The organism is Acinetobacter sp. ACNIH1 (assembly GCF_002934695.1).
Lineage (GTDB): Bacteria > Pseudomonadota > Gammaproteobacteria > Pseudomonadales > Moraxellaceae > Acinetobacter > Acinetobacter variabilis.
This window is the reverse complement of the sequence record NZ_CP026420.1, coordinates 2,747,488-2,766,010: the sequence shown is the minus strand read 5'-3', so window position 1 is coordinate 2,766,010 and position 18,523 is coordinate 2,747,488. Positions and strand designations below refer to the sequence as shown.

Below are 18,523 nucleotides of genomic sequence, written 5' to 3'. Positions count from 1 at the left end.
ATTTAAACCTTTTAGGATATCATGTGACTACATGATTATGAATTTTGGCGGTGAGAGAGGGATTCGAACCCTCGATACGCTATAAACGTATACACACTTTCCAGGCGTGCTCCTTCAGCCACTCGGACACCTCACCATGGCCGTGGATGATATAGAAAAAAAGCCAGTCTGCCAAGCTTGAAACAATTGATTTGCGGAAAAACTTTGAGCGCAGTGCTATGATTCGCAAAAATACTTGTTAAAAACGAAGACGATATATGCAAAGCACTGCACAGAAAGCAGCTCTCCCGGTAATTACACTGGCTGCGCTTGGGGTTGTTTTTGGAGATATTGGAACCAGTCCATTGTATGCACTACGCCAGTGTTTTCTGACGTCGCACCTTGCCATTAGTGAAGCTTCGGTGTTGGGCATTTTGTCCTTGATCTTCTGGTGCATCATGCTGACGGTGAGCTTTAAATACGTCACCATTATCATGCGTGCCGATAACAACGGTGAGGGCGGAATCATGTCCTTGCTGGCCCTTAACTTGCGAACCACACGCATTTCTGATGACAAGAAAATTTACCTAATTGCGCTCGGCTTTATTGGGGCATCGCTGTTTTTTGGTGATGGAATTATTACCCCGGCGATTTCCGTATTATCTGCGGTTGAAGGGCTGAGTATTGCCACGCCTGTGTTTAATCAATGGTTAGAGCCTTTATCGATCGGGATTATTGCGGGACTCTTTCTGGTGCAACGTCATGGTACCGGAACCATGGGTAAATTTTTTGGTCCACTGACCTTACTCTGGTTCCTGTCGATTGGTGGTTTTGGTTTATGGAGCATTATCCAGACCCCGACAGTACTGGCCATGGTGAATCCATACTGGGCCTATCATTTTGTGGTCGATCAGCCTTTTGTAGCCTTCTTGACCATGGGCGCCGTGATTCTGACCATGACCGGGGGTGAAGCTATTTATGCGGATATGGGGCACTTTGGTCGTCTGCCGATTCGTCTGGCCTGGTTCATTATTGTGTTGCCCTGTTTGTTACTGAATTATGCTGGGCAGGGCGCGTTGTTGCTGCGCCGTCCTGAAGCACTGGAAAATCCTTTCTATATGCTGCTTCCGGAATGGGGCTTATATCCAATGATTGGTTTGGCGACAGCAGCTGCTGTGATCGCCTCACAGGCCGTCATTACCGGAGTATTCTCTATGGTGAATCAGGCCATTCAACTGCGTTATTTGCCACGCCTGAGCGTAAAGCACACATCAGCCGAAGAGCGTGGCCAGATTTATCTGCCATTCATTAACTGGATGCTATTTATTTCCGTAGTGATTCTGATTTTACTCTTTGAAAATAGTGCCCGCTTAGCGAGTGCTTATGGGGTCGCAGTCACCATGACTATGCTGTGTGGCACCATTTTAATCAGCATTCTGGCTTATGGTTTCTGGCGCTGGCCAATCTGGAAAGTAGTGTTATTTGCCACACCATTCCTGATGCTGGATCTGGTTTTTGTAGCCTCAACTTCTTTAAAAATTGCCTCAGGTGGCTGGGTACCGATCCTGCTCGGGGCGGCATTATTTACGATTCTGATGACCTGGAAAGATGGTCGTGCACTGGTTCTGAACCGTCTGGAAAAAGATGCGCTACCGATTGACCTGTTTATTAAGAGTATTTCAATTGGAGGAGGCACCAAGTTTGTGCCGGGTGAAGCGATTTTCCTGACCGGAACCCCGACCATTGTGCCGCATGCGATGCTGCACAATATCAAGCACAACAAGGTGCTACATGAGCGCAATATTCTGGTGACGGTTATTACCCGGGATATTCCTTTTGTAGGTGATGAAGAACGCATCAAACTGGAAAAACTCAGTGAGCATTTTTATCGAGTCACGATGTATTACGGATTTAAGGATCAGCCAAATATCCCGGAAGCATTGCAGCATGCGTATGCAGAATGGGGTTTTGAATATGACCTGATGCAGATCAGTTTCTTTATCTCCCGGGAACGGATTATGCATACGGTGGGAGAGGGAATGGCACCCTGGCGGGAAAAACTGTTTGTTTCCATGCAACGTAATACCAGTCCAGTCAGCGACTTCTACCAGATTCCGACCAACCGGGTGGTTGAACTGGGTAGTCAGATCGAGATGTAAAAATAAAAAACCAGAGCTAGGCTCTGGTTTTTTAGGGGAGAGAATTTAGAAAGCTTTATAACAAATTATTGTTCTGTTGCTTCTGTCTCAGCCGGCATTTCAGGGGCTGCGTTTAAAGGTGCATCTACTGCAGGATCGGCTTCAGCGTCTACCGCAATTTCAGTTTGCTCAGTCATCGCAGCTGCTTCAGGTGCAGCAGCTTGCTGTTCTTCAAGAGCTGGTTGCTCTACAGCTTCACCCATGGTCATTTCCTGTTCTGTAGCAGGCGCTGCTGGTTCAGACTCAAGATTGGCTGGAGCTGGATTGGTATCCGGCATTTCTGGTTGTGCAACAGGTGCATCAGGCATGCCTGGTGTTGGCATTGGCTGATTTGGCATTGATTGTTGTGGCTGCTGGCCTGGCTGAGCGGGTGCAGACATTGGCTGGTTTACCAGACGGATCTGTCCAGAATTCACCAGGCTTTCCAGTGAGGCTTGCTGACCATTTACAGTGGTACTAATTTTAGCTTTAGACAAGCTTTCAAGTGTTTCACCCGCTTGTACAGGAGGCTCAGCGAATGCGCCGGCACTGATCACACTTGTAAATATTCCGAGACCTAATAACTTAGATAGTTTGGAATTCATAAATTAACTCCATTGCTAATAATTGTACGTAATTTGAGTAGTCAAATAGCTTTGCACACTCAAGAAGAGGTCACAATCAAAGCTACTTAAAGGTTAAAAAACCGCGCTGAAAGCTCACTAAAAAAACGACACTTTGTTACAAGATTTAAGAATATAGGGGTGGATTGTGTAATTATTAGGCAAATAAAGAGGGTAAGATATACTTCATATACATGGCTTGTTAAGCTCGCAAAATCCCCGATTTTGATCTTAAAAGCACGTGTAGCATGGCAAAGAAGCAGCGTAAGTCGAAGAATTCAGTTTTTCAGTTTTTTAATGAAAATAGCGTGAAAGTGATCCTGGCAATGGTCGCTTCCGGGAGTTTTGCGATTGCGTTTGGCCAGGAAAAAATCAGTCAGTGGATTTCTCTGCCTTCTACATCGAATTCGAGCTGTCTGGAACAGTTTTACCGGGACATCCCGCCTTACTTAATGAAAGACAGCCTGAAAAAAGACAGTTATTCACTGTGTTTTAATGGCTTTAATGTGGGTTATTCTGGGGTATCCAAAACGCCACTGTGGGTGGCGGAGGCTTTAACACCGAAGCGTCTAAGCCAGAAAATTCCACGTGAAGACAACTTCCATGAAGAAACACGACTAAATGCTGCTCATCGTGCGACTTTGGCTGACTACCGGGGTTCCGGCTATGACCGTGGTCATATGGCACCAAATGCGGATATGCCAAATAAAGCTGCACAGTCTGATAGTTTCTCTCTGGCCAATATGGTCCCGCAGGCACCAAAGAACAATCAGCAGGTTTGGCGTGAGCTGGAAGAAGCGACCCGTGCAATTGTGACCAAGCAGAAGCAGGACGTATATGTAGTGACTGGGCCAGTCTTTGCTGCCAAAAAACTGAAAACTATTGGTAAGGGTGTGATTGTACCGACTGCCGTGTACAAAGCGATCTACATGCCGAAAACTGGTGTCATTGGTGCCTACTATGCACCTAATGATAATTCGCTCAAGGTTCGCATTGTCAGTGTCTGCTATCTGGAAGAGCAGCTTGGCATTAACCTGTTTCCTCAGTTAACTGAAGAACAGAAACGCAATACCTATCATCTGCCGTTAACTGCAAATGCTGTGAAGGCCAACCAGAAAATTGCCTATTCCAACTGGGATGCAGAAAGCCAGTGTGCTGAAGACGTACCTAAAGAAGATCTGGAAAAACTACAGCGTGAGTTCAAACCGTCGGCCTCAAGTTCGGCCAGTACAAGCAATACCAGCTCATCAGTTAATAAGAACGGGATCGATCATGATACCCAGGATACGATTGTTAAACAGCTGATTGAGGCTTTACTGCAATACATCTTGCAGCTGCTGAAATAATGAAAAGGAGCTTGCTGTAAAAAGCAGGCTTCAGGTAGCATGCTGAAGACAGGTGAGTAAAAATAATAAAACAGAGTAGAAATTAATGTTTAAAGCTTTTGAAAATGGAACCGAATCGCATGCGATTCATGATCTGACAGTTGAGAATGATCTGGACTGTGTCAGTTTGTATGGCAATCTGCAAATTACCAAAGACCAGACCGGTCTCAAGGCAGCCAAAGTTTTACAAGCACTGTTAAATGATATTGTGCAGCAGCTCGAAGAAACACCGGATCTGCCAGAAAAAATTGAACGCAATGATGCAGATGAAATTGAAAATCCATTTTTATAGAAATTTCTTAAATCACTATTCCTGATAGAAAAAGCTCCTTTAATGAGGAGCTTTTTTATTTTATTCAAATGTCCCGTCCTGAAATAAGTTTACACCTTAAGAGACTTATTTTATGGAACATGCACGAGAACAACGAGTTAAGCGCACACAACGTGATTATAGCTTCGCCTTTAAAATGATGGTGGTACATGAAGTAGAAAAAGGGCAAATTACTTATAACCTGAGTTCGACGAAATCTGCTTAGCCTTTTAGCATATTTTGGAAAGTTGGTTTATTGGGATTCAAACAATAAGCCACTACAGCAGCCATGATATTCACCATGAAGTTATTTACCGAACGATGACGTGAATGTTCAAGTTGATGTAAATTTTTTAATTGATCATTCACGGTTTCGATCAATCCTCTTCTACAAAGTAATTGTTTTTCTTCTTCAGTTTGGATAGGTTTATTTTTCATATTCCGACGTGATGGGGTCAATATTTTCAGTCCTCTTGCTGCTAAAGCTTCGGCTTTTGCTTTACTCAAATAGCCTTTGTCTCCGAGTAGGATTCCTTTTAATTCTTGAGTTAAAGATTCTAATATAGCAACATCATGAACATTTCCCGATGTCAGTTTGAGATTAATAATTTCACCTAAATTATTGATAACGAGATGTAATTTAAAGCCATAAAACCAACCCGTACTACTTTTTCCACGACCGGCCAAGCCTTTAAATACACGATGCCTTTTAATCCGAAGATTATGGCAAACTACCAATTTAGTGGAGTCAATGATACTGATTCCCGTATCTTTTCCTTTCACTTGGTGGAAGAAACTACTCAGAGCTTGCAAACAACGGGGCATGATTTCAATAAATCGGTTGTAGCTAAGCAGTTTAGGAAAAGCAGATTTCCAGAATGGAATGATCATTTGGCAATAAAAATATTTGAAGAATCTAAAACCGGATTGATGAAATAAAATGACAATGGTCATTGCCTCAGACAAGCTTAAAGCTGACTTTTTCAACTTGGTTTTTTGATCAGAAATTAAAGCTTTCTCTAAAGATTCATTAAATTTTTTGCAGAAATCATCCAAAATACAAAATAATTCGGTAATATGATCCATTGAGAAGCCTTGTTTTATAAAATTTTGTCTTGAGAACCAATATGTTACAAAAACAGGGCTTTTTTCTACTCTTTTTTTATATCGAACTCAGGTTACTTATAAACAAGCTCAGGCAAAATATGGTATTCAAGGAAGATCAACTGTGCTGGTATGGTTACGCAAGCACGGACAACAGGATTGGACTTCGAATATGCCGACTTCTTCTAAACGCCAATTAACCCCCCAACAACGAATCCGCCAATTAGAAAAACAGTTAGCCGCAGAAAAGCTCAAAACTGAATTTATACAGGATGTGATTTATCACATTGATAAAGAGTGTGGGACTGATCTTGGAAAAAAGTATACCGAGCACGTTTCAAAGATTGGCAAAGCCAAAGAAGACTAAGCGTTTCACGTTATTGTCAGTGGTTAGGAATCACTCGACAAGCTTATTATCAAGCAGAAAAACGTGCTCAAATGACTGCACAAGTAACAGAACAAATACTCGAGTTGGTTATGGAGTATCGCTGTCTCATGCCAAGTATCGGAACACGTAAGCTGTATTGGCTTATTAAAGGCAAATTGTTGCAGCGTGGTTTAAAGTGTGGACGGGATCAGTTATTTAAAATATTGAAAGAAAATAATTTATTGATTCGCCCCAAGCGTCGTTATACAAAAACTACGGATAGCAAGCATTGGATGAAGAAGCATCCAAATTTATTAAAGGATTATTCAGCAGTGCAAGCCAATGAAGTCTTTGTCAGTGATATTACCTATGTTGAGAGTGCTGAAGGCGTACATTATTTATCCTTGGTGACAGATGCTTATACCCGCCAGATTAAAGGTTATAAGTTATCGAATGATATGCGTGCAGAGAATGTTGTGCAGGCACTACATATGGCGATGCAGCATGTGACAGATCGGGCAGCCAGGATGATTCACCATTCAGACAGAGGCTCTCAGTATTGCTCTGAACTATATCAATCGGCATTACGCCATTATGGGGTATGTCCTTCTATGACAGATGGAGGCCTTGCGAAACAGTGTTTCTCATACCAGAATGCATTAGCAGAGCGGATTAATGGAATATTAAAGCAGGAGTTTTTAACTACACGATGTCAAACCATGAAAGAGTTAGATCACTTAATTGCGGAATCTATCATGATTTATAATTGTTATAGACCACATTTAAGTTTAAATATGAACACCCCGAATCAGACGTATGAGCAAACTAAAACCGAGCTAATTGCTTAACTCGGTTTGAAGTGGAATACTGTCAATCTATTTCAGGACAAGACAAAATTTTTAAATCTGATATGGGACATTAATCTCTGCGGTAGCAGGATAGTCCAGAAATTTTTCTTGCACCTGGGTTTCCAGATATTCTGAGCGCCATTGTTGTGGGGTCTGAGCCGTCCACTGCTTGAAGGCACGCTGAAATGCACTCTGTTCAGAATAGCCGAGCAGCATACTGATTTCCTGCAAACTCAGATGAGGATCTTTCAGATATTGCATGGTCATCATGCAGCGGATTTCCTGCATACGCTGCTGATAGGTCTGACCCTGTTTTTGCAGGTAGCGTTGTAGCTGGCGTACAGAAAAATTCATCTGTTTGGCAATATGCTCAATCTGGAACATATTTTTCTGCAGACCGACCAGAATCGCCTGTTGCAAGCGTTGATCAATCTGGGTGGAGTTCGGAAGTTTTTCCAGCACCGCTTCTGCCTGTTGCATCAGTAATTTCTGTAAGGTCTGATCACCTTTCTTTAAAGGAGTCGACATTTCACTCACAGGAATCAGTACCTGGTTTCTGGCCTGACCAAATCGAACTTTGCAGCGGAAATACTGTTCATAGACCGCAATATTTTTATTGACCGGATGCTGAAAATGGACTTCATGCAGATGCAGTTGATGCTGGTCAAGAATGCTTGAGCGAATAAATTCAGTCATGAGCGCGATAGCAATCTCATCTGTGAGTTGCGTACTCACTTTAAACGGAATCTCGCTCCAGGAAATGGACAGGTAGTCTCGATCCAGACTGACCTGTAAAGGACTGCCATCATAGATCAGGCGATGATAGTCATGATAACGCATAAAGGCTTCACCCAGCGTTTCACTGGATAATGCCAGATAGCCAATAATACCCAGATGTTTGGCCTGCACCAGTTGCGCGATTTCCAGGCCGAGTGCTGGCCGCTGCAACTCCTGGTCCAGCTGGCTGAGCAGATCGCGCCAGAGAATATAATCAAAACGCTCCAGGTTCTGGATCGCAAATAATTTCTTGGGAATGTCCAGTTGTTTGAGCTGGTAATAGTCCAAAAGCAAATGTCCTAAACCACCATATACCGAACCGACATAATCTTGGGGAACGTGCATTTTTTAATTCTTTTGTTCTGTCGTTTTTTGTCAATGATATTGAAATTATCGGTCAATATCTAGCCCTTTGTTTGACCTATAGTGTAAACAAACAGGGAGGAAAAGATCATGTGGAAAGGCTTTCTAGCAGGACTGGTCGTAGCCAATGGCTTTGAATGGTTTGCGCATAAATATGTGCTGCATGGTACGCATCGAGCAGGGCAGACGCGTTATAGCCCAGTGCCGGACAGCATGCGTTCACATTGGGAACATCATCGTGAAGTTCGCAAGACCAGATTTTCTGATTATGCCTATGTGGAAGGTTTGAAAAACTGGCGAATCCGTAATGAAATCGGTTCACTGGCCGTCGCAGCGAGCGTATTCGGGCTGGCTTTTTATCCCTTGTCCAAAGGCATGTTTTTGGCCACGCTATATAGTGCAGGCAATTATTTTTATATGCATCGGCGGGCACATCTGCAACCAGAATGGGCCAGAAAAAAAATTCCCTGGCATTATGATCATCATATGAACAGTAACCAAGATGCCAACTGGTGTGTAACCAAGCCCTGGTTTGATTATTTGATGGGAACCCGGGTGATTTCTTCAGCAGATTTACAGGAAAAAAATCCCCTTGGTATTGCCTTGCCGGAGCAGATCTCTACGCGCTTAACCCACTTAACCCAGCGTTATTTCCCGGCTAAATGGGCTAAAGATCGTGATTAAATAACTTAAAATTCGAGTAATCTGCCACATAAAATGTTAACCATTTCTCACTTTGGTTAGCCCTGTCGTGATTTGTCAATAAATTCTGTATATATTGTCAATATTGTGCTCAGGATTTCACCTATATTTGCGTCTGTTGATGATTGAAAGTCTTATCAACCTGCATACAGATTGAGTTATATTGTAAATGTCAAAAATACCAAGTGCTGTAGTTCTTCTTGGTTTTTATAGGGAGTCGCAAGACTCCTTTTTTTGTCCAGAATTTAAATGATTCCTAAGAATAATCCATAAAAAAAAGAGCGTGATATTCACGCTCTTTTTCATTTGAAGGCTGTTGTTTAGAGACGCATTTCAATGCCTTGAGCAGCTAGATAAGCCTTGGCTTCAGGAATGGTATGCTGGCCAAAGTGGAAAATAGAGGCGGCAAGTACTGCATCGGCACCACCATGGATAATCCCGTCAGCCAGATGCTGCAAGTTGCCTACGCCACCAGAGGCAATCGTCGGTACAGTGACGCGGTCATTGATAGCACGCATGAGTGGAATGTCATAACCTGCTTTGGTGCCATCGGCATCCATAGAGGTAATTAACAGTTCGCCTGCGCCGTAGCTGGCCATTTTCTCTGCCCATTCCAGGGCATCAATACCGGTCGGTTTGCGTCCGCCGTGGGTAAAGATTTCCCATTTATTCTCGCCAGTTTTTTTGGCATCAATCGCCACCACGATACATTGCGCACCAAAACGCTGTGAGGCTTCCTGTACAAACTCAGGGTTAAAGACTGCTGCCGAGTTAATACTGACTTTATCCGCACCTGCATTTAACAGTAAACGAATATCTTCGACTTTACGCACGCCACCGCCTACGGTAAGCGGTACGAATACAGATTCAGCCATACGCTCAACGGTACGGTAAGTGGTGTCGCGTCCATGATGTGTAGCGGTAATATCAAGGAAAGTGATTTCATCGGCACCTTGTTCATTATAACGGCGTGCCACTTCTACCGGGTCACCCGCATCACGAATATCAAGGAACTGAACACCCTTGACTACGCGACCGTTGTCGACGTCCAGACAAGGAATAATACGTTTAGCTAGCATAAATTTTTCCAATTATTACAGCCGATTATGAAACTCACCCACGCAAGCGCTACACCTTGGTAGATGGAAACGGTATTCTAGCAAAAATATGTAAGTTTTTTCGCAGGTTTTCTATGTCGGTTTATACCACTTTGACTTTAAAGGAAGTTCAGGATTTCGCAGCACCTTATGGACTTGAGGTGATTGATCTGATTCCCATTCAAGGAGGTATCCAGAATACGAACTATTTTCTGGTCTGCGAAAACCAGCAATATGTGCTGACCGTTTTTGAAGATATGGATGAACAGGCCGCCGGAGAACTGGTGCCGGTCTTGCAGCATTTGGGGCAGGCAGGTCTGGCCGTACCGGTGCCTTTATCCCACTCAGGTAAAGCCATTCACACGCTAAAAAATAAGCCCGCACAAATTGCGCCACGTATGATGGGTGAGCATCCGATGCCATCTACCGTTGCGCATGTGGAAGCGATTGCCATTGCTCAGGCCAAAATGCATGTGGCATTGAAAGATTTTAAACTTGAGCGTGCCTTTGTCCGTGACCATGCCTACTGGTATAACGTAGCACAGGAAATTAAACCAAGCCTGAACGCAGCAGATAAAGTCTTACTAGGCAAACTTCTGGGCCTGTATGAAGCTTTAACCGCAGTATATCCAGATCGTCCACGTGGCTTTATCCATTCGGATCTGTTTCGTGACAATACCCTGTTTGAGGGTGATCAGCTGAAAGGAATTCTGGACTTTTATGAACTGAATAAAGATGAATTCCTGTTTGATATCGCGATTACTTTAAATGACTTCTGTACCAATTATCCGGAGGTTACTTTAAATGAAGAAAAGGCCAATGCCTTTTTAAAAGCCTATGAAACTATTCGCCCTTTAACTGCAGATGAAAAATCATGTCTGGAGCTTTACCTGGCAATGGCTGCGGGTCGTTTCTGGATGATGCGTTTACAAGTGGCACAGAAAAATGCGGCTGAAGGTCGTACCGGTGAAGATATTCTGCAAAAAAATCCGGAAGAGATGCGTAACATGCTGATTGAACGTTTAAAATTCGTGACAGCTTAACTTTAAAATAAACAGGAACAGGCAAAATGCGCGATCAGGGACGTTTAGTGGAATGGTTTGATGACAAAGGCTATGGCTTTATTCAGCCCAATGATCCGGCCAAAGATCGCGTGTTTTTGCATATCAAGGATTTTGCCCGTCCCGGTCCACGGCCAATTGTCGGCTGTGCGCTGGATTATCTGGTGATTCTGGACGAGCAGGGCCGTTATCGTGCCCAGCAGGTTATGTACCTGAAAGCATCACAAACCAAAACGGCAAAAACAAAAACTAAAACATCAGGCCGAAGCCAGCAAGAAAAACTACAGCCGATGCAGGTTGCTTCTGTGGCTTATATTCTGGTATTAGTGGGACTAAGTTTAGCCGGCTTGTTGAGTGGAATGATCCTGTTGCTGGTGAGCCTGATGAATGTTCTCAGTTACTGGCTATATGCCCAGGATAAGGAAGCGGCACAATTGGGCAATCGCCGTATTCCAGAAAATACCCTGCATCTGGTGGCATTTCTAGGAGGGTGGCCGGCAGCTTGGCTGGCACAGCAAAAATTACGGCATAAAACACAAAAACAACCCTTCCGGCAAATTTATTTTTGTACTATAGCTTTTAACATCATTTTGATTATATGGCTGATTTCTCCCTTCAACAGCCTGAATATCTAGAAACAACCACAGGAGCGTAGATGAACTATTCAATTGATAAAGACTCAAATCGCACGCTAACCCTGATTCTTTATATCTTATATATCGTGGCCATTTTTAGTGGTGGCTTGCTGGCAGTGATTGCACTGATTATTAACTATGTGAAGCGCTCGGATGTACGAGGTTCGATTTTTGAAAGTCACTTTACCTGGCAAATCCGCAGTTTCTGGTGGTATCTATTCTGGAATATTGTAGCCTTTGTGCCATTCCTATTCCTGTTCTTTACCCATGAAGATCCGGACCTGTTTGCAGGCGTCGCTTTTGGCGCATCCACTTTCTGTCTGGTTATAGTCTTTGTTTCCTGGATCTGGATTGTCTATCGCGCGATTCGCGGCATTATGCGTCTGAATGACAATCGACCGATGTATACCAAATAAAGTTAGCTATATTTCTTTAGATAAATAACTCCCCCTTTTTTAAGAGGGGGAGTTCATAAGCTTAGGAAAGATCTTCCTTCAACTCTTCTATTTTTTCTTTTCTGAAAAATTTTGGTTTCCATTCGCTGGCAATCACCCCAAGTACCACCATCAATCCGCCTAGAAGTGCCAGCGCAGGCAAACGTTCTCCCGCCATACGTCCAAATAAACTTGCCCAGATCGGTTCACCCGCATAAATGATCGCAGCTTGAGAAGGATCTACCATTTCTTGTGCCCAGTTCATCACCAGCTGAATACAGGCACTGACAATACCGAGGCCGACCAAAATACCTGCCAGATGCCAGTGAAAGTCAGGTAACTGAGTTTCACCCAGCATCGGTGCCATCAGAAAACAAAATAGCGAGGCAAAAATGAGTTGTAGCACGGTGACACGCCGGGTATTCACCTTTGGAGCAAAATGACTGATAAAAATAATCTCAAGCGCAATGGCAATTGAACCAAGTAAAGTCAGCGCCTGACCAAAATTCAGCTGAATGGCACCAAAGCCATTGCCCGTCAAAAACACCAGACCAAGAAAGGCAAATAGAGCCCCGATCCAGGTCATAAAATGCGGTTTCTTACGGAACAGCAGCCAGAGTAGTAGGGGCACCAATGGAACATATAGTGCAGTCAGAAAGGCCGATTCACTACTGCTAATCGTTTGCAGACCCACCGTTTGTGTTCCATAACCGATTGCAATCACCGCCCCGATGAGGGCACCCGCTGCCACTTCTTTGAGTGTTATGCCTTTCAGATGCTTCAGCGAAAGCAAGGTAACGGCAATTGCCGCCGCTGCAAAGCGTAGCCCGACGAAGATCACGGGACTGCTAAAATGCAGGCCATATTGTACGGTGATAAAACTGCCGCCCCAGATGATGGTAATCAGGATCAGAGCAAGTTGAGGAACTTTCGTTCTCCAAGTAGAGGGAGTTTGGGAAACAGGTGTCGACATGGGAGAGAGGATCGAAAAATTGAACAATAAAAAAGAGGTCCACAGACCATTGCTGTCCCACAATTTTTCACAAGAGGAAGCTCATTTGAGCTTCCTCTTGTTTTATGGGTATTTTATCGGGTGAAAATAAAGCTTTTAAAGTTCTTCTTTCAAACAAATTCACTTGAATTATTCTGAGTAAACGTTGAACTGTCCAACCTGTTTTTCCTAAATGTTGAGCGAAACTCACCAATAAATAGGCGATCATCGCAATCCAGATTTGTGTCTGAATTGCGTTCCTGCTGCGGCCTAGAAACGCTTTTAATTTGAGATTCTGCTTAATCGCCTTAAAGAACAGCTCAACTTTCCAACGATCTTTATAAATCGCCGCAATGGTAGAGGCGGCTAAATGAAAGTTATTGCTGAGAAAGCTAAAGTGCTTGCCACTTTGCTGATCTCTATATTCAATTCTTCTTAACACTGGGGCTTTTCTTTTTAGGGCATGTGCGCTATTCAGCTGAATGGTTTCATCTTTTAGAATACCTTTGGATTCAAGCACTGGATGTTGCTGGATCACCTGATACACAGATTTAGGCCTAAAACGTGTGACAAATCCAATGTTTTGAGCAGTCAGATTTGCATACCATTGGTAATCGACATAGCCTTTATCAAAAACTACAATGCTGCCAGCAGGAAACTGGAATTTGCGGCCTTGTACCATGTCATTTTCTTTGCCATTTTCAACTGCAACAAACTCAGGAATATCATTGCTGTGATTCAATCCTATACTGAGTTTCATGCTGGCTTTTGAGTCGTGAACTTTGGCCCATTCACATAAGGAAAGCGACAGGTCAATATGACTGGCATCCAAGGAATACAAGGGATTCTTAAAGCGAAATTTATGAGCTACTTTTGAGTGTTCATAGTATTTAAGCAACTTGTAAAATAGCTGTTGATACAAGGCAGCAGGCTGCTGCTCATTGATTCGTGCCAGCGTGCTTCGGGGAATAGACTTTGCTCCGAGATGACTTAGCTTTTCCTGTTGGCACTCCAAATTGGATTGAATATCTCTCAGACTTTGCCTACAAGAGAATTGAGACATCAATATGGCAATAAACTGATCCCACCGGGAAGCCGCTCTAAATTTCTGTCCAACATGGTGTACTTTAGCAAGTTGTTCAAAATCCTGTCGCACAACAGGTTTAATTAGCTCATGAAATACGGTATTCTGATGTGACAAAACCTGAGTCCTGGTCGTTAAAGTGTTTGTATGCACTCATATTTTAACTGTTAGGACTCAGGTTTTTTTATTTAAAGCAAACTATGGGACAGCAGTGGTCCACAGACCTCTTTTTCAGCAGACGCTATTATAGCGCTTCTTGTTCATCCAGCAATAATTGTGCTTCACGCAGATTCAAAGTGCCTTCATAGATCGCACGACCAGTAATCGCACCTAAAATACCAGGCTGGTCTTTCAGGTTACGCACGTCATCCATATTTGTTACACCACCTGAAGCAATCACAGGCAGACCTGAATATTGTGCCAGATGTACGGTTTGCTCGATGTTGACACCCTGCATCATGCCGTCACGAGCAATATCGGTATAAACAATACTAGACACGCCTGCATCCGCAAAACGTTTTGCCAGATCAGTCGCTTTTACATCAGTGACATTCGCCCAGCCATCAGTGGCTACCATGCCGTTCATGGCATCAATACCCACAATAATATGGCCTGCAAATTTCTTGCATGCTTCTTCTACAAATTCAGGATTTTGTACTGCTTTTGTACCAATAATCACAAAAGACACGCCTGCTTCCAGATAGTGCTCAATAGTTTCCAGTGAGCGGATCCCGCCACCAATCTGGATAGGCAATTCTGGCTGTGATTTAGCAATCGCTTCTACCACTGGCTTATGAATCGGTGTACCTGCGAAAGCACCATTTAAATCTACTAAATGCAAGCGGCGAGCGCCTTCATTTACCCAATGCTGTGCTGTTGCCACTGGATCGTCAGAAAATACGGTATCGTCTTCCATACGACCTTGTTTTAAACGGACACATTTGCCATCTTTCAGGTCAATTGCAGGGATGATCAGCATGCTTTCGCTCCTTGCTCAATCTTTAGAATGAATTTCAGTGAGTTCATCTTAGCAAATAAAGTCGAAATTTCTAACTCTTAAACGGTATGAAAAAAGAAAACCTGTCTGAAGATATGCTGGAGTGACAAGATTTTATTCTTCAATTTTTTATTCTTTGCAATACTCCTGAGGGAGTCTGATATCAAAATGATATTTCGCTAGAAAACTGATCTTCTGTTCATTCAAATTTTTGAATGCGGGCGAATTTTCAATTTTAGTGAAGTATTGGGAACTTCCTTGGGACTCAGGCCACGGTGCAGCAATTCTTCAAAGACCAGTAAAGGTGCATAGGCATCTGCAGCCGCATATTCAATCTGTGCCTGACTGAGATGTTTTTTCGCCCAGTTCGATGTCGTAACCCGTTTCGATTTAGGAAAATTCACCTGAAATAGCAAAGCCATCGCATTTTTTAATCCAAGAGGATTTTTAATGCCGAACGCACCAAAGCACTTTGACAGTTCAATGACACTGTTCAGCTCAATGCCTCTTTTACGGAAGAGATGCGCATCATTTTTCAGGCCAAAACCGACTTTGATCTGGTCTCGATTGGCAAAAATCGGTTTCAGAAAATCCCAAATGGCAGCATTCATCTGAAACAGGTAAGCTTTTTCTAGAGTGGCCAGCTGAACCAAATGCGGACCAGTGGAAACTTAGAGGTGGTCCCACTTGTTTGAACAACTAAAAGCGTATTTATAAGTGATATTCCGCTCTAGTTAAGCCACCTTGTTTTGTTGGGGTAGCTGATCATAGTAAAACTCATTTGGTGTCATTTTGTCTAGACTCGAATGAGGTCGTTTCAAATTATAAAACTCAAAATATGCACTTAATTGCTTTTTCGCATCTGTGACACTGCTATAAGCTTTGAGATACACCTCTTCATATTTAACGCTCCGCCATAATCGTTCAACCATCACATTATCTACCCATCGACCTTTACCATCCATACTGATTTGAATGCCATTTGATTTCAATACATCAATAAATGCATCACTGGTGAACTGACTGCCTTGGTCTGTATTCAATATTTCAGGTGATCCATATTTTTCAATCGCTTCATTTAAAACCGAAATACAAAAATCCACCTCCATACTAATCGATACCCTATGCGCAAGTACCTTGCGGCTATGCCAATCAATCACAGCACATAAATAAACAAAGCCTTTTGCCATAGGGATATACGTTATATCCGTAGACCACACTTGATTACTGCGCTGAATAGCCAACCCTTTGAGCAGATATGGATATTTACGGTGAGCTTGATTAGCCTGGCTTAAATTTGGTTTGCAATATAACGCCTGAATACCCATTTTCTTCATTAAAGTACGTGTATGACGTCGTCCTATATGATGCCCTTGACGATTCAACAAATCACGCATCATACGACTGCCTGCAAAAGGATATTGCATATGTAATTCATCAATACATCGCATCAGCTTCAGATCTGATGAGCTAACAGGTTTTGGGCGATAATAATAACAACCACGGGAGACTTTCAGCAGCTTAGCTTGCTTAGATACTGAAATCTGAAGTGAGTCGTCGATTAACTTTTGTGGTTGAAGCGGCCCAGTTTCTTCAACACACCTTCTAAAAAATCAATTTCTAATGCCTGCTCACCGATTTTTGCATGTAACTTTTTAAGATCAATGGGGGGTTCTGATGGAGCTTTTGATTGATCGAAAGCTTGCGAGGAAGCTGAGATCAATTGATTTTTCCAGTCAATAATTTGGTTTTGATGAACATCAAATTCAGCACTCAATTCAGCAAGTGTTTTTTCTGCTTTAATCGCAGCAAGTGCTACCTTAGCTTTAAAATCATTTGAATGATTTCTTCTTGGTCTACGTGCCATAAAATACTCCATATATTGATGTTTATAACATCATTTGAGGAGCAGAATATCACTTATAGGAGTTGTTCAAATTTACGGATCCATCTCTCTTCACCGACCTTGAAAGTCGGTTTGGACTCAGTGTCCAGACCAAAGACCGAAATCTGCTCAAGTTCTTCACGTAGAGCTTCACATTGCTGAATGCTGTTAATCACCACAATATTTTCAGGTGCGATATTTTGAAAAGGTGGAAAAGTCGCTATTGTCTCTTTACTCGGTATGACATCATTTGGCTGTGTATCCATGATTAAAGAATCTTCCATTGATGAATATTCAGGTTGAATAGAGCATACCTTAGAGAAGGAAGCTTGGATGTGAATTATTTTTCAAAAATAAAATTTTAAACTGTAGCCCATAAAAAAGCCCGCATGATGCGAGCTTTTTGAATATATTGGATTAGATATTCCAATCCACAAAGTTTTTTAGCAATTGAAGGCCTGCAGTATGGCTCTTCTCCGGATGGAACTGAGTCGCAAACAGGTTGTCTTTATGCAGGGCAGTACAGAAATCAATACCGTAGTTACAGGTCGCTGCCACGATGCTTGGATCTTGCGGTTCTACATAGTAACTGTGCACGAAATAGAAACGTGCATCCTGAGCAATGTCTTTCCACATTGGATGGCTTGGATCGGCCTGATGTACCTGGTTCCAGCCCATATGCGGTACTTTCAAACCTGCCATTTCAGGGAAATGTTTGACTTCACCTGCAAAAATACCCAGCGCATCCGCACCGCCATTTTCTTCGGAACGTCGCATCAGGGCCTGCATGCCGACACAGATGGCCAACACCGGTTTGTTGAACACGGCATTACGCACGACTTCATCAATTCCGGCTTCATGCATGCCTTGCATACAGTCACGCATCGCACCCACACCCGGAAAAACGATTTTGTCGGCTTGGGCGATCAGTTTTGGATCATTGGTTACATCTACCGTTGCACCGACGTGTTCAAGTGCTTTGGCTGCTGAGTGTAGGTTTCCCATGCCATAGTCAAGAAGGGCAATACGGGTCATTACAAGGTACCTTTGGTTGAAGCAACAGTATTCGCAGCACGTGGATCAACTTCACATGCCATACGCAGTGCACGGGCAAATGCCTTAAATACACTTTCGATCTGGTGGTGACTGTTTTTACCTTTTAAGTTGTCAATGTGTACAGTCATCAGCGAGTGGTTGACAAAGCCCTGGAAAAACTCAGAGAACAGGTCTACATCAAAACGGCCAATCATGGCGCGGGTAAATGGAATGTCCATAAACAGACCCGGACGACCAGACAGATCCACCACCACACGGCTTAAAGATTCATCAAGCGGCGCATAGAAGTGTCCATAACGACGTAAGCCTTTTTTATCACCCAAAGCCTGAGCGAACGCTTGACCTAAGGTAATACCACAGTCTTCTACGGTATGATGGTCATCAATTTCCAGATCTCCATCACAATGAATATCAATATCAAACAGCCCATGTCGCTTGATTTGATCAATCATATGATCTAAAAATGGAATACCAGTGTTTAAAGTGCCTTGACCAGTACCATCGAGGTTCAAACGAACTCGAATTTTGGTTTCGTTGGTATTTCTTACCACTTCACTGATACGATCTGTCATAGACACGTTCCTCAAATACGTCAAAATGATTGATGTAGAAAATATTTTCGCCGTGACGACGTCACCGCATATTAGA

Annotated in this window: 19 protein-coding genes, 1 tRNA gene and 2 pseudogenes; 9 read left to right on the top strand and 13 right to left on the bottom strand. The window is 43.0% G+C overall.

Features of this window, described 5'->3' with window-relative positions; translation table 11 throughout:
• Window positions 1-45: 45 nt before the first annotated feature.
• Window positions 46-136 (bottom strand) — tRNA-Ser (locus tag C3F22_RS13530).
• Window positions 137-257: 121 nt separating this feature from the next.
• Between C3F22_RS13530 and C3F22_RS13525 the strand changes: the two genes are divergently transcribed.
• Window positions 258-2,138: a potassium transporter Kup gene (locus C3F22_RS13525; protein ID WP_104426719.1), complete on the top strand. Its 1,881-nt coding sequence runs from the start codon at window positions 258-260 to the stop codon at window positions 2,136-2,138.
• 65 nt (window positions 2,139-2,203) lie between these two features.
• Here C3F22_RS13525 and C3F22_RS13520 read toward each other — a convergent pair whose 3' ends face one another.
• Window positions 2,204-2,761 carry a hypothetical protein gene (locus tag C3F22_RS13520; protein WP_034170212.1) on the bottom strand — a complete coding sequence of 186 codons (558 nt, stop codon included), beginning with the start codon at window positions 2,759-2,761 and terminating at the stop codon, window positions 2,204-2,206.
• 266 nt (window positions 2,762-3,027) lie between these two features.
• Here C3F22_RS13520 and C3F22_RS13515 point away from each other — a divergent pair, with 266 nt between their 5' ends.
• The 3 genes from C3F22_RS13515 (at window position 3,028) to C3F22_RS18745 (ending at window position 4,700) form a co-directional block, all read left to right on the top strand.
• Window positions 3,028-4,125 (top strand): DNA/RNA non-specific endonuclease, encoded by a 1,098-nt coding sequence (locus C3F22_RS13515; RefSeq protein ID WP_104426718.1) that lies wholly within the window; start codon window positions 3,028-3,030, stop codon window positions 4,123-4,125.
• Between the two features lie 85 nt (window positions 4,126-4,210).
• Window positions 4,211-4,456, top strand: a complete 246-nt coding sequence (locus C3F22_RS13510; protein ID WP_104426717.1) for a hypothetical protein — start codon at window positions 4,211-4,213, stop codon at window positions 4,454-4,456.
• A 112-nt stretch (window positions 4,457-4,568) separates the two neighbouring features.
• Window positions 4,569-4,700 carry a hypothetical protein gene (locus C3F22_RS18745; RefSeq protein WP_265735202.1) on the top strand — a complete coding sequence of 44 codons (132 nt, stop codon included), beginning with the start codon at window positions 4,569-4,571 and terminating at the stop codon, window positions 4,698-4,700.
• Here the strand turns inward: C3F22_RS18745 and C3F22_RS13505 are convergent.
• Window positions 4,697-5,560 (bottom strand): IS982 family transposase, encoded by an 864-nt coding sequence (locus C3F22_RS13505; protein ID WP_034705383.1) that lies wholly within the window; start codon window positions 5,558-5,560, stop codon window positions 4,697-4,699. The genes C3F22_RS18745 and C3F22_RS13505 overlap by 4 nt on opposite strands.
• Before the next feature lie 88 nt (window positions 5,561-5,648).
• Between C3F22_RS13505 and C3F22_RS13495 the strand changes: the two are divergent.
• Window positions 5,649-6,793 (top strand): annotated as a pseudogene (locus tag C3F22_RS13495) (IS3 family transposase); the annotation flags it as partial.
• 51 nt (window positions 6,794-6,844) lie between these two features.
• Here C3F22_RS13495 and C3F22_RS13490 read toward each other — a convergent pair.
• A complete protein-coding gene (locus C3F22_RS13490) occupies window positions 6,845-7,915 on the bottom strand; it encodes an AraC family transcriptional regulator (protein ID WP_104426714.1) in 1,071 nt (356 codons plus the stop codon).
• Between the two features lie 108 nt (window positions 7,916-8,023).
• Here C3F22_RS13490 and C3F22_RS13485 point away from each other — a divergent pair, with 108 nt between their 5' ends.
• Window positions 8,024-8,617 carry a hypothetical protein gene (locus C3F22_RS13485; protein WP_005232599.1) on the top strand — a complete coding sequence of 198 codons (594 nt, stop codon included), beginning with the start codon at window positions 8,024-8,026 and terminating at the stop codon, window positions 8,615-8,617.
• A gap of 338 nt (window positions 8,618-8,955) precedes the next feature.
• Here C3F22_RS13485 and hisF read toward each other — a convergent pair whose 3' ends face one another.
• Window positions 8,956-9,714: an imidazole glycerol phosphate synthase subunit HisF gene (gene hisF, locus C3F22_RS13480; RefSeq protein ID WP_004781588.1), complete on the bottom strand. Its 759-nt coding sequence runs from the start codon at window positions 9,712-9,714 to the stop codon at window positions 8,956-8,958.
• 113 nt (window positions 9,715-9,827) lie between these two features.
• Between hisF and C3F22_RS13475 the strand changes: the two genes are divergently transcribed.
• The 3 genes from C3F22_RS13475 to C3F22_RS13465 are packed head-to-tail and all read left to right on the top strand — an operon-like array spanning window position 9,828 to window position 11,844.
• Entirely contained in the window at window positions 9,828-10,775 is a 948-nt protein-coding gene (locus C3F22_RS13475) for a homoserine kinase (RefSeq protein ID WP_005232598.1), read from the top strand.
• Between the two features lie 26 nt (window positions 10,776-10,801).
• The gene (locus tag C3F22_RS13470; RefSeq protein WP_005232597.1) at window positions 10,802-11,428 is read left to right on the top strand and encodes a DUF1294 domain-containing protein; all 627 of its coding nucleotides are present in this window, start codon (window positions 10,802-10,804) and stop codon (window positions 11,426-11,428) included.
• Between the two features lie 20 nt (window positions 11,429-11,448).
• Window positions 11,449-11,844, top strand: coding sequence for a DUF4870 family protein (locus C3F22_RS13465; RefSeq protein ID WP_005232596.1), 396 nt, complete (start codon window positions 11,449-11,451; stop codon window positions 11,842-11,844).
• Between the two features lie 61 nt (window positions 11,845-11,905).
• On the opposite strand, the gene C3F22_RS13460 is transcribed toward C3F22_RS13465, so the two are convergent.
• From C3F22_RS13460 to hisB, 8 genes and pseudogenes are all read right to left on the bottom strand, one after another.
• Window positions 11,906-12,835, bottom strand: coding sequence for a DMT family transporter (locus tag C3F22_RS13460; protein ID WP_005232594.1), 930 nt, complete (start codon window positions 12,833-12,835; stop codon window positions 11,906-11,908).
• 67 nt (window positions 12,836-12,902) lie between these two features.
• Window positions 12,903-14,054 carry an IS4-like element ISAbe18 family transposase gene (locus C3F22_RS13455; protein WP_004646736.1) on the bottom strand — a complete coding sequence of 384 codons (1,152 nt, stop codon included), beginning with the start codon at window positions 14,052-14,054 and terminating at the stop codon, window positions 12,903-12,905.
• Between the two features lie 127 nt (window positions 14,055-14,181).
• Window positions 14,182-14,916, bottom strand: coding sequence for a 1-(5-phosphoribosyl)-5-[(5-phosphoribosylamino)methylideneamino]imidazole-4-carboxamide isomerase (gene hisA / locus C3F22_RS13450; RefSeq protein WP_005232592.1), 735 nt, complete (start codon window positions 14,914-14,916; stop codon window positions 14,182-14,184).
• Window positions 14,917-15,137: 221 nt separating this feature from the next.
• Window positions 15,138-15,605: pseudogene (locus tag C3F22_RS13445) on the bottom strand (3'-5' exonuclease); the annotation flags it as partial.
• A gap of 63 nt (window positions 15,606-15,668) precedes the next feature.
• Window positions 15,669-16,813 (bottom strand): IS3-like element ISAba14 family transposase gene (locus tag C3F22_RS13440; protein ID WP_100834114.1). Its coding sequence is split into 2 segments (ribosomal slippage): window positions 15,669-16,549 and window positions 16,549-16,813, totalling 1,146 coding nucleotides; the frame shifts between segments, so codons are not numbered across the junction.
• A 41-nt stretch (window positions 16,814-16,854) separates the two neighbouring features.
• Window positions 16,855-17,085, bottom strand: coding sequence for a hypothetical protein (locus C3F22_RS13435; RefSeq protein WP_228203549.1), 231 nt, complete (start codon window positions 17,083-17,085; stop codon window positions 16,855-16,857).
• Between the two features lie 151 nt (window positions 17,086-17,236).
• On the bottom strand, window positions 17,237-17,854 hold the full coding sequence (hisH, locus tag C3F22_RS13430) for an imidazole glycerol phosphate synthase subunit HisH (RefSeq protein ID WP_005232590.1): 618 nt from the start codon (window positions 17,852-17,854) through the stop codon (window positions 17,237-17,239).
• The gene (gene hisB, locus C3F22_RS13425; protein WP_005232589.1) at window positions 17,854-18,447 is read right to left on the bottom strand and encodes an imidazoleglycerol-phosphate dehydratase HisB; all 594 of its coding nucleotides are present in this window, start codon (window positions 18,445-18,447) and stop codon (window positions 17,854-17,856) included. The genes hisH and hisB overlap by 1 nt, the downstream gene beginning before the upstream one ends.
• Window positions 18,448-18,523 lie beyond the last annotated feature (76 nt).

Bases quoted from the DNA above. Each gene is read 5' to 3' on its own strand.
- C3F22_RS13475 (WP_005232598.1), top strand. From the start codon at position 9,828: ATGTCGGTTTATACCACTTTGACTTTAAAGGAAGTTCAGGATTTCGCA.
- C3F22_RS13525 (WP_104426719.1), top strand. From the start codon at position 258: ATGCAAAGCACTGCACAGAAAGCAGCTCTCCCGGTAATTACACTGGCT.
- C3F22_RS13505 (WP_034705383.1), bottom strand. From the start codon at position 5,560: ATGGATCATATTACCGAATTATTTTGTATTTTGGATGATTTCTGCAAA.
- C3F22_RS18745 (WP_265735202.1), top strand. From the start codon at position 4,569: ATGGAACATGCACGAGAACAACGAGTTAAGCGCACACAACGTGATTAT.
- C3F22_RS13520 (WP_034170212.1), bottom strand. From the start codon at position 2,761: ATGAATTCCAAACTATCTAAGTTATTAGGTCTCGGAATATTTACAAGT.
- C3F22_RS13465 (WP_005232596.1), top strand. From the start codon at position 11,449: ATGAACTATTCAATTGATAAAGACTCAAATCGCACGCTAACCCTGATT.
- C3F22_RS13470 (WP_005232597.1), top strand. From the start codon at position 10,802: ATGCGCGATCAGGGACGTTTAGTGGAATGGTTTGATGACAAAGGCTAT.
- hisH (WP_005232590.1), bottom strand. From the start codon at position 17,854: ATGACCCGTATTGCCCTTCTTGACTATGGCATGGGAAACCTACACTCA.
- C3F22_RS13490 (WP_104426714.1), bottom strand. From the start codon at position 7,915: ATGCACGTTCCCCAAGATTATGTCGGTTCGGTATATGGTGGTTTAGGA.
- hisF (WP_004781588.1), bottom strand. From the start codon at position 9,714: ATGCTAGCTAAACGTATTATTCCTTGTCTGGACGTCGACAACGGTCGC.
- hisB (WP_005232589.1), bottom strand. From the start codon at position 18,447: ATGACAGATCGTATCAGTGAAGTGGTAAGAAATACCAACGAAACCAAA.
- C3F22_RS13460 (WP_005232594.1), bottom strand. From the start codon at position 12,835: ATGTCGACACCTGTTTCCCAAACTCCCTCTACTTGGAGAACGAAAGTT.
- C3F22_RS13515 (WP_104426718.1), top strand. From the start codon at position 3,028: ATGGCAAAGAAGCAGCGTAAGTCGAAGAATTCAGTTTTTCAGTTTTTT.
- C3F22_RS13485 (WP_005232599.1), top strand. From the start codon at position 8,024: ATGTGGAAAGGCTTTCTAGCAGGACTGGTCGTAGCCAATGGCTTTGAA.
- hisA (WP_005232592.1), bottom strand. From the start codon at position 14,916: ATGCTGATCATCCCTGCAATTGACCTGAAAGATGGCAAATGTGTCCGT.
- C3F22_RS13435 (WP_228203549.1), bottom strand. From the start codon at position 17,085: ATGGATACACAGCCAAATGATGTCATACCGAGTAAAGAGACAATAGCG.
- C3F22_RS13510 (WP_104426717.1), top strand. From the start codon at position 4,211: ATGTTTAAAGCTTTTGAAAATGGAACCGAATCGCATGCGATTCATGAT.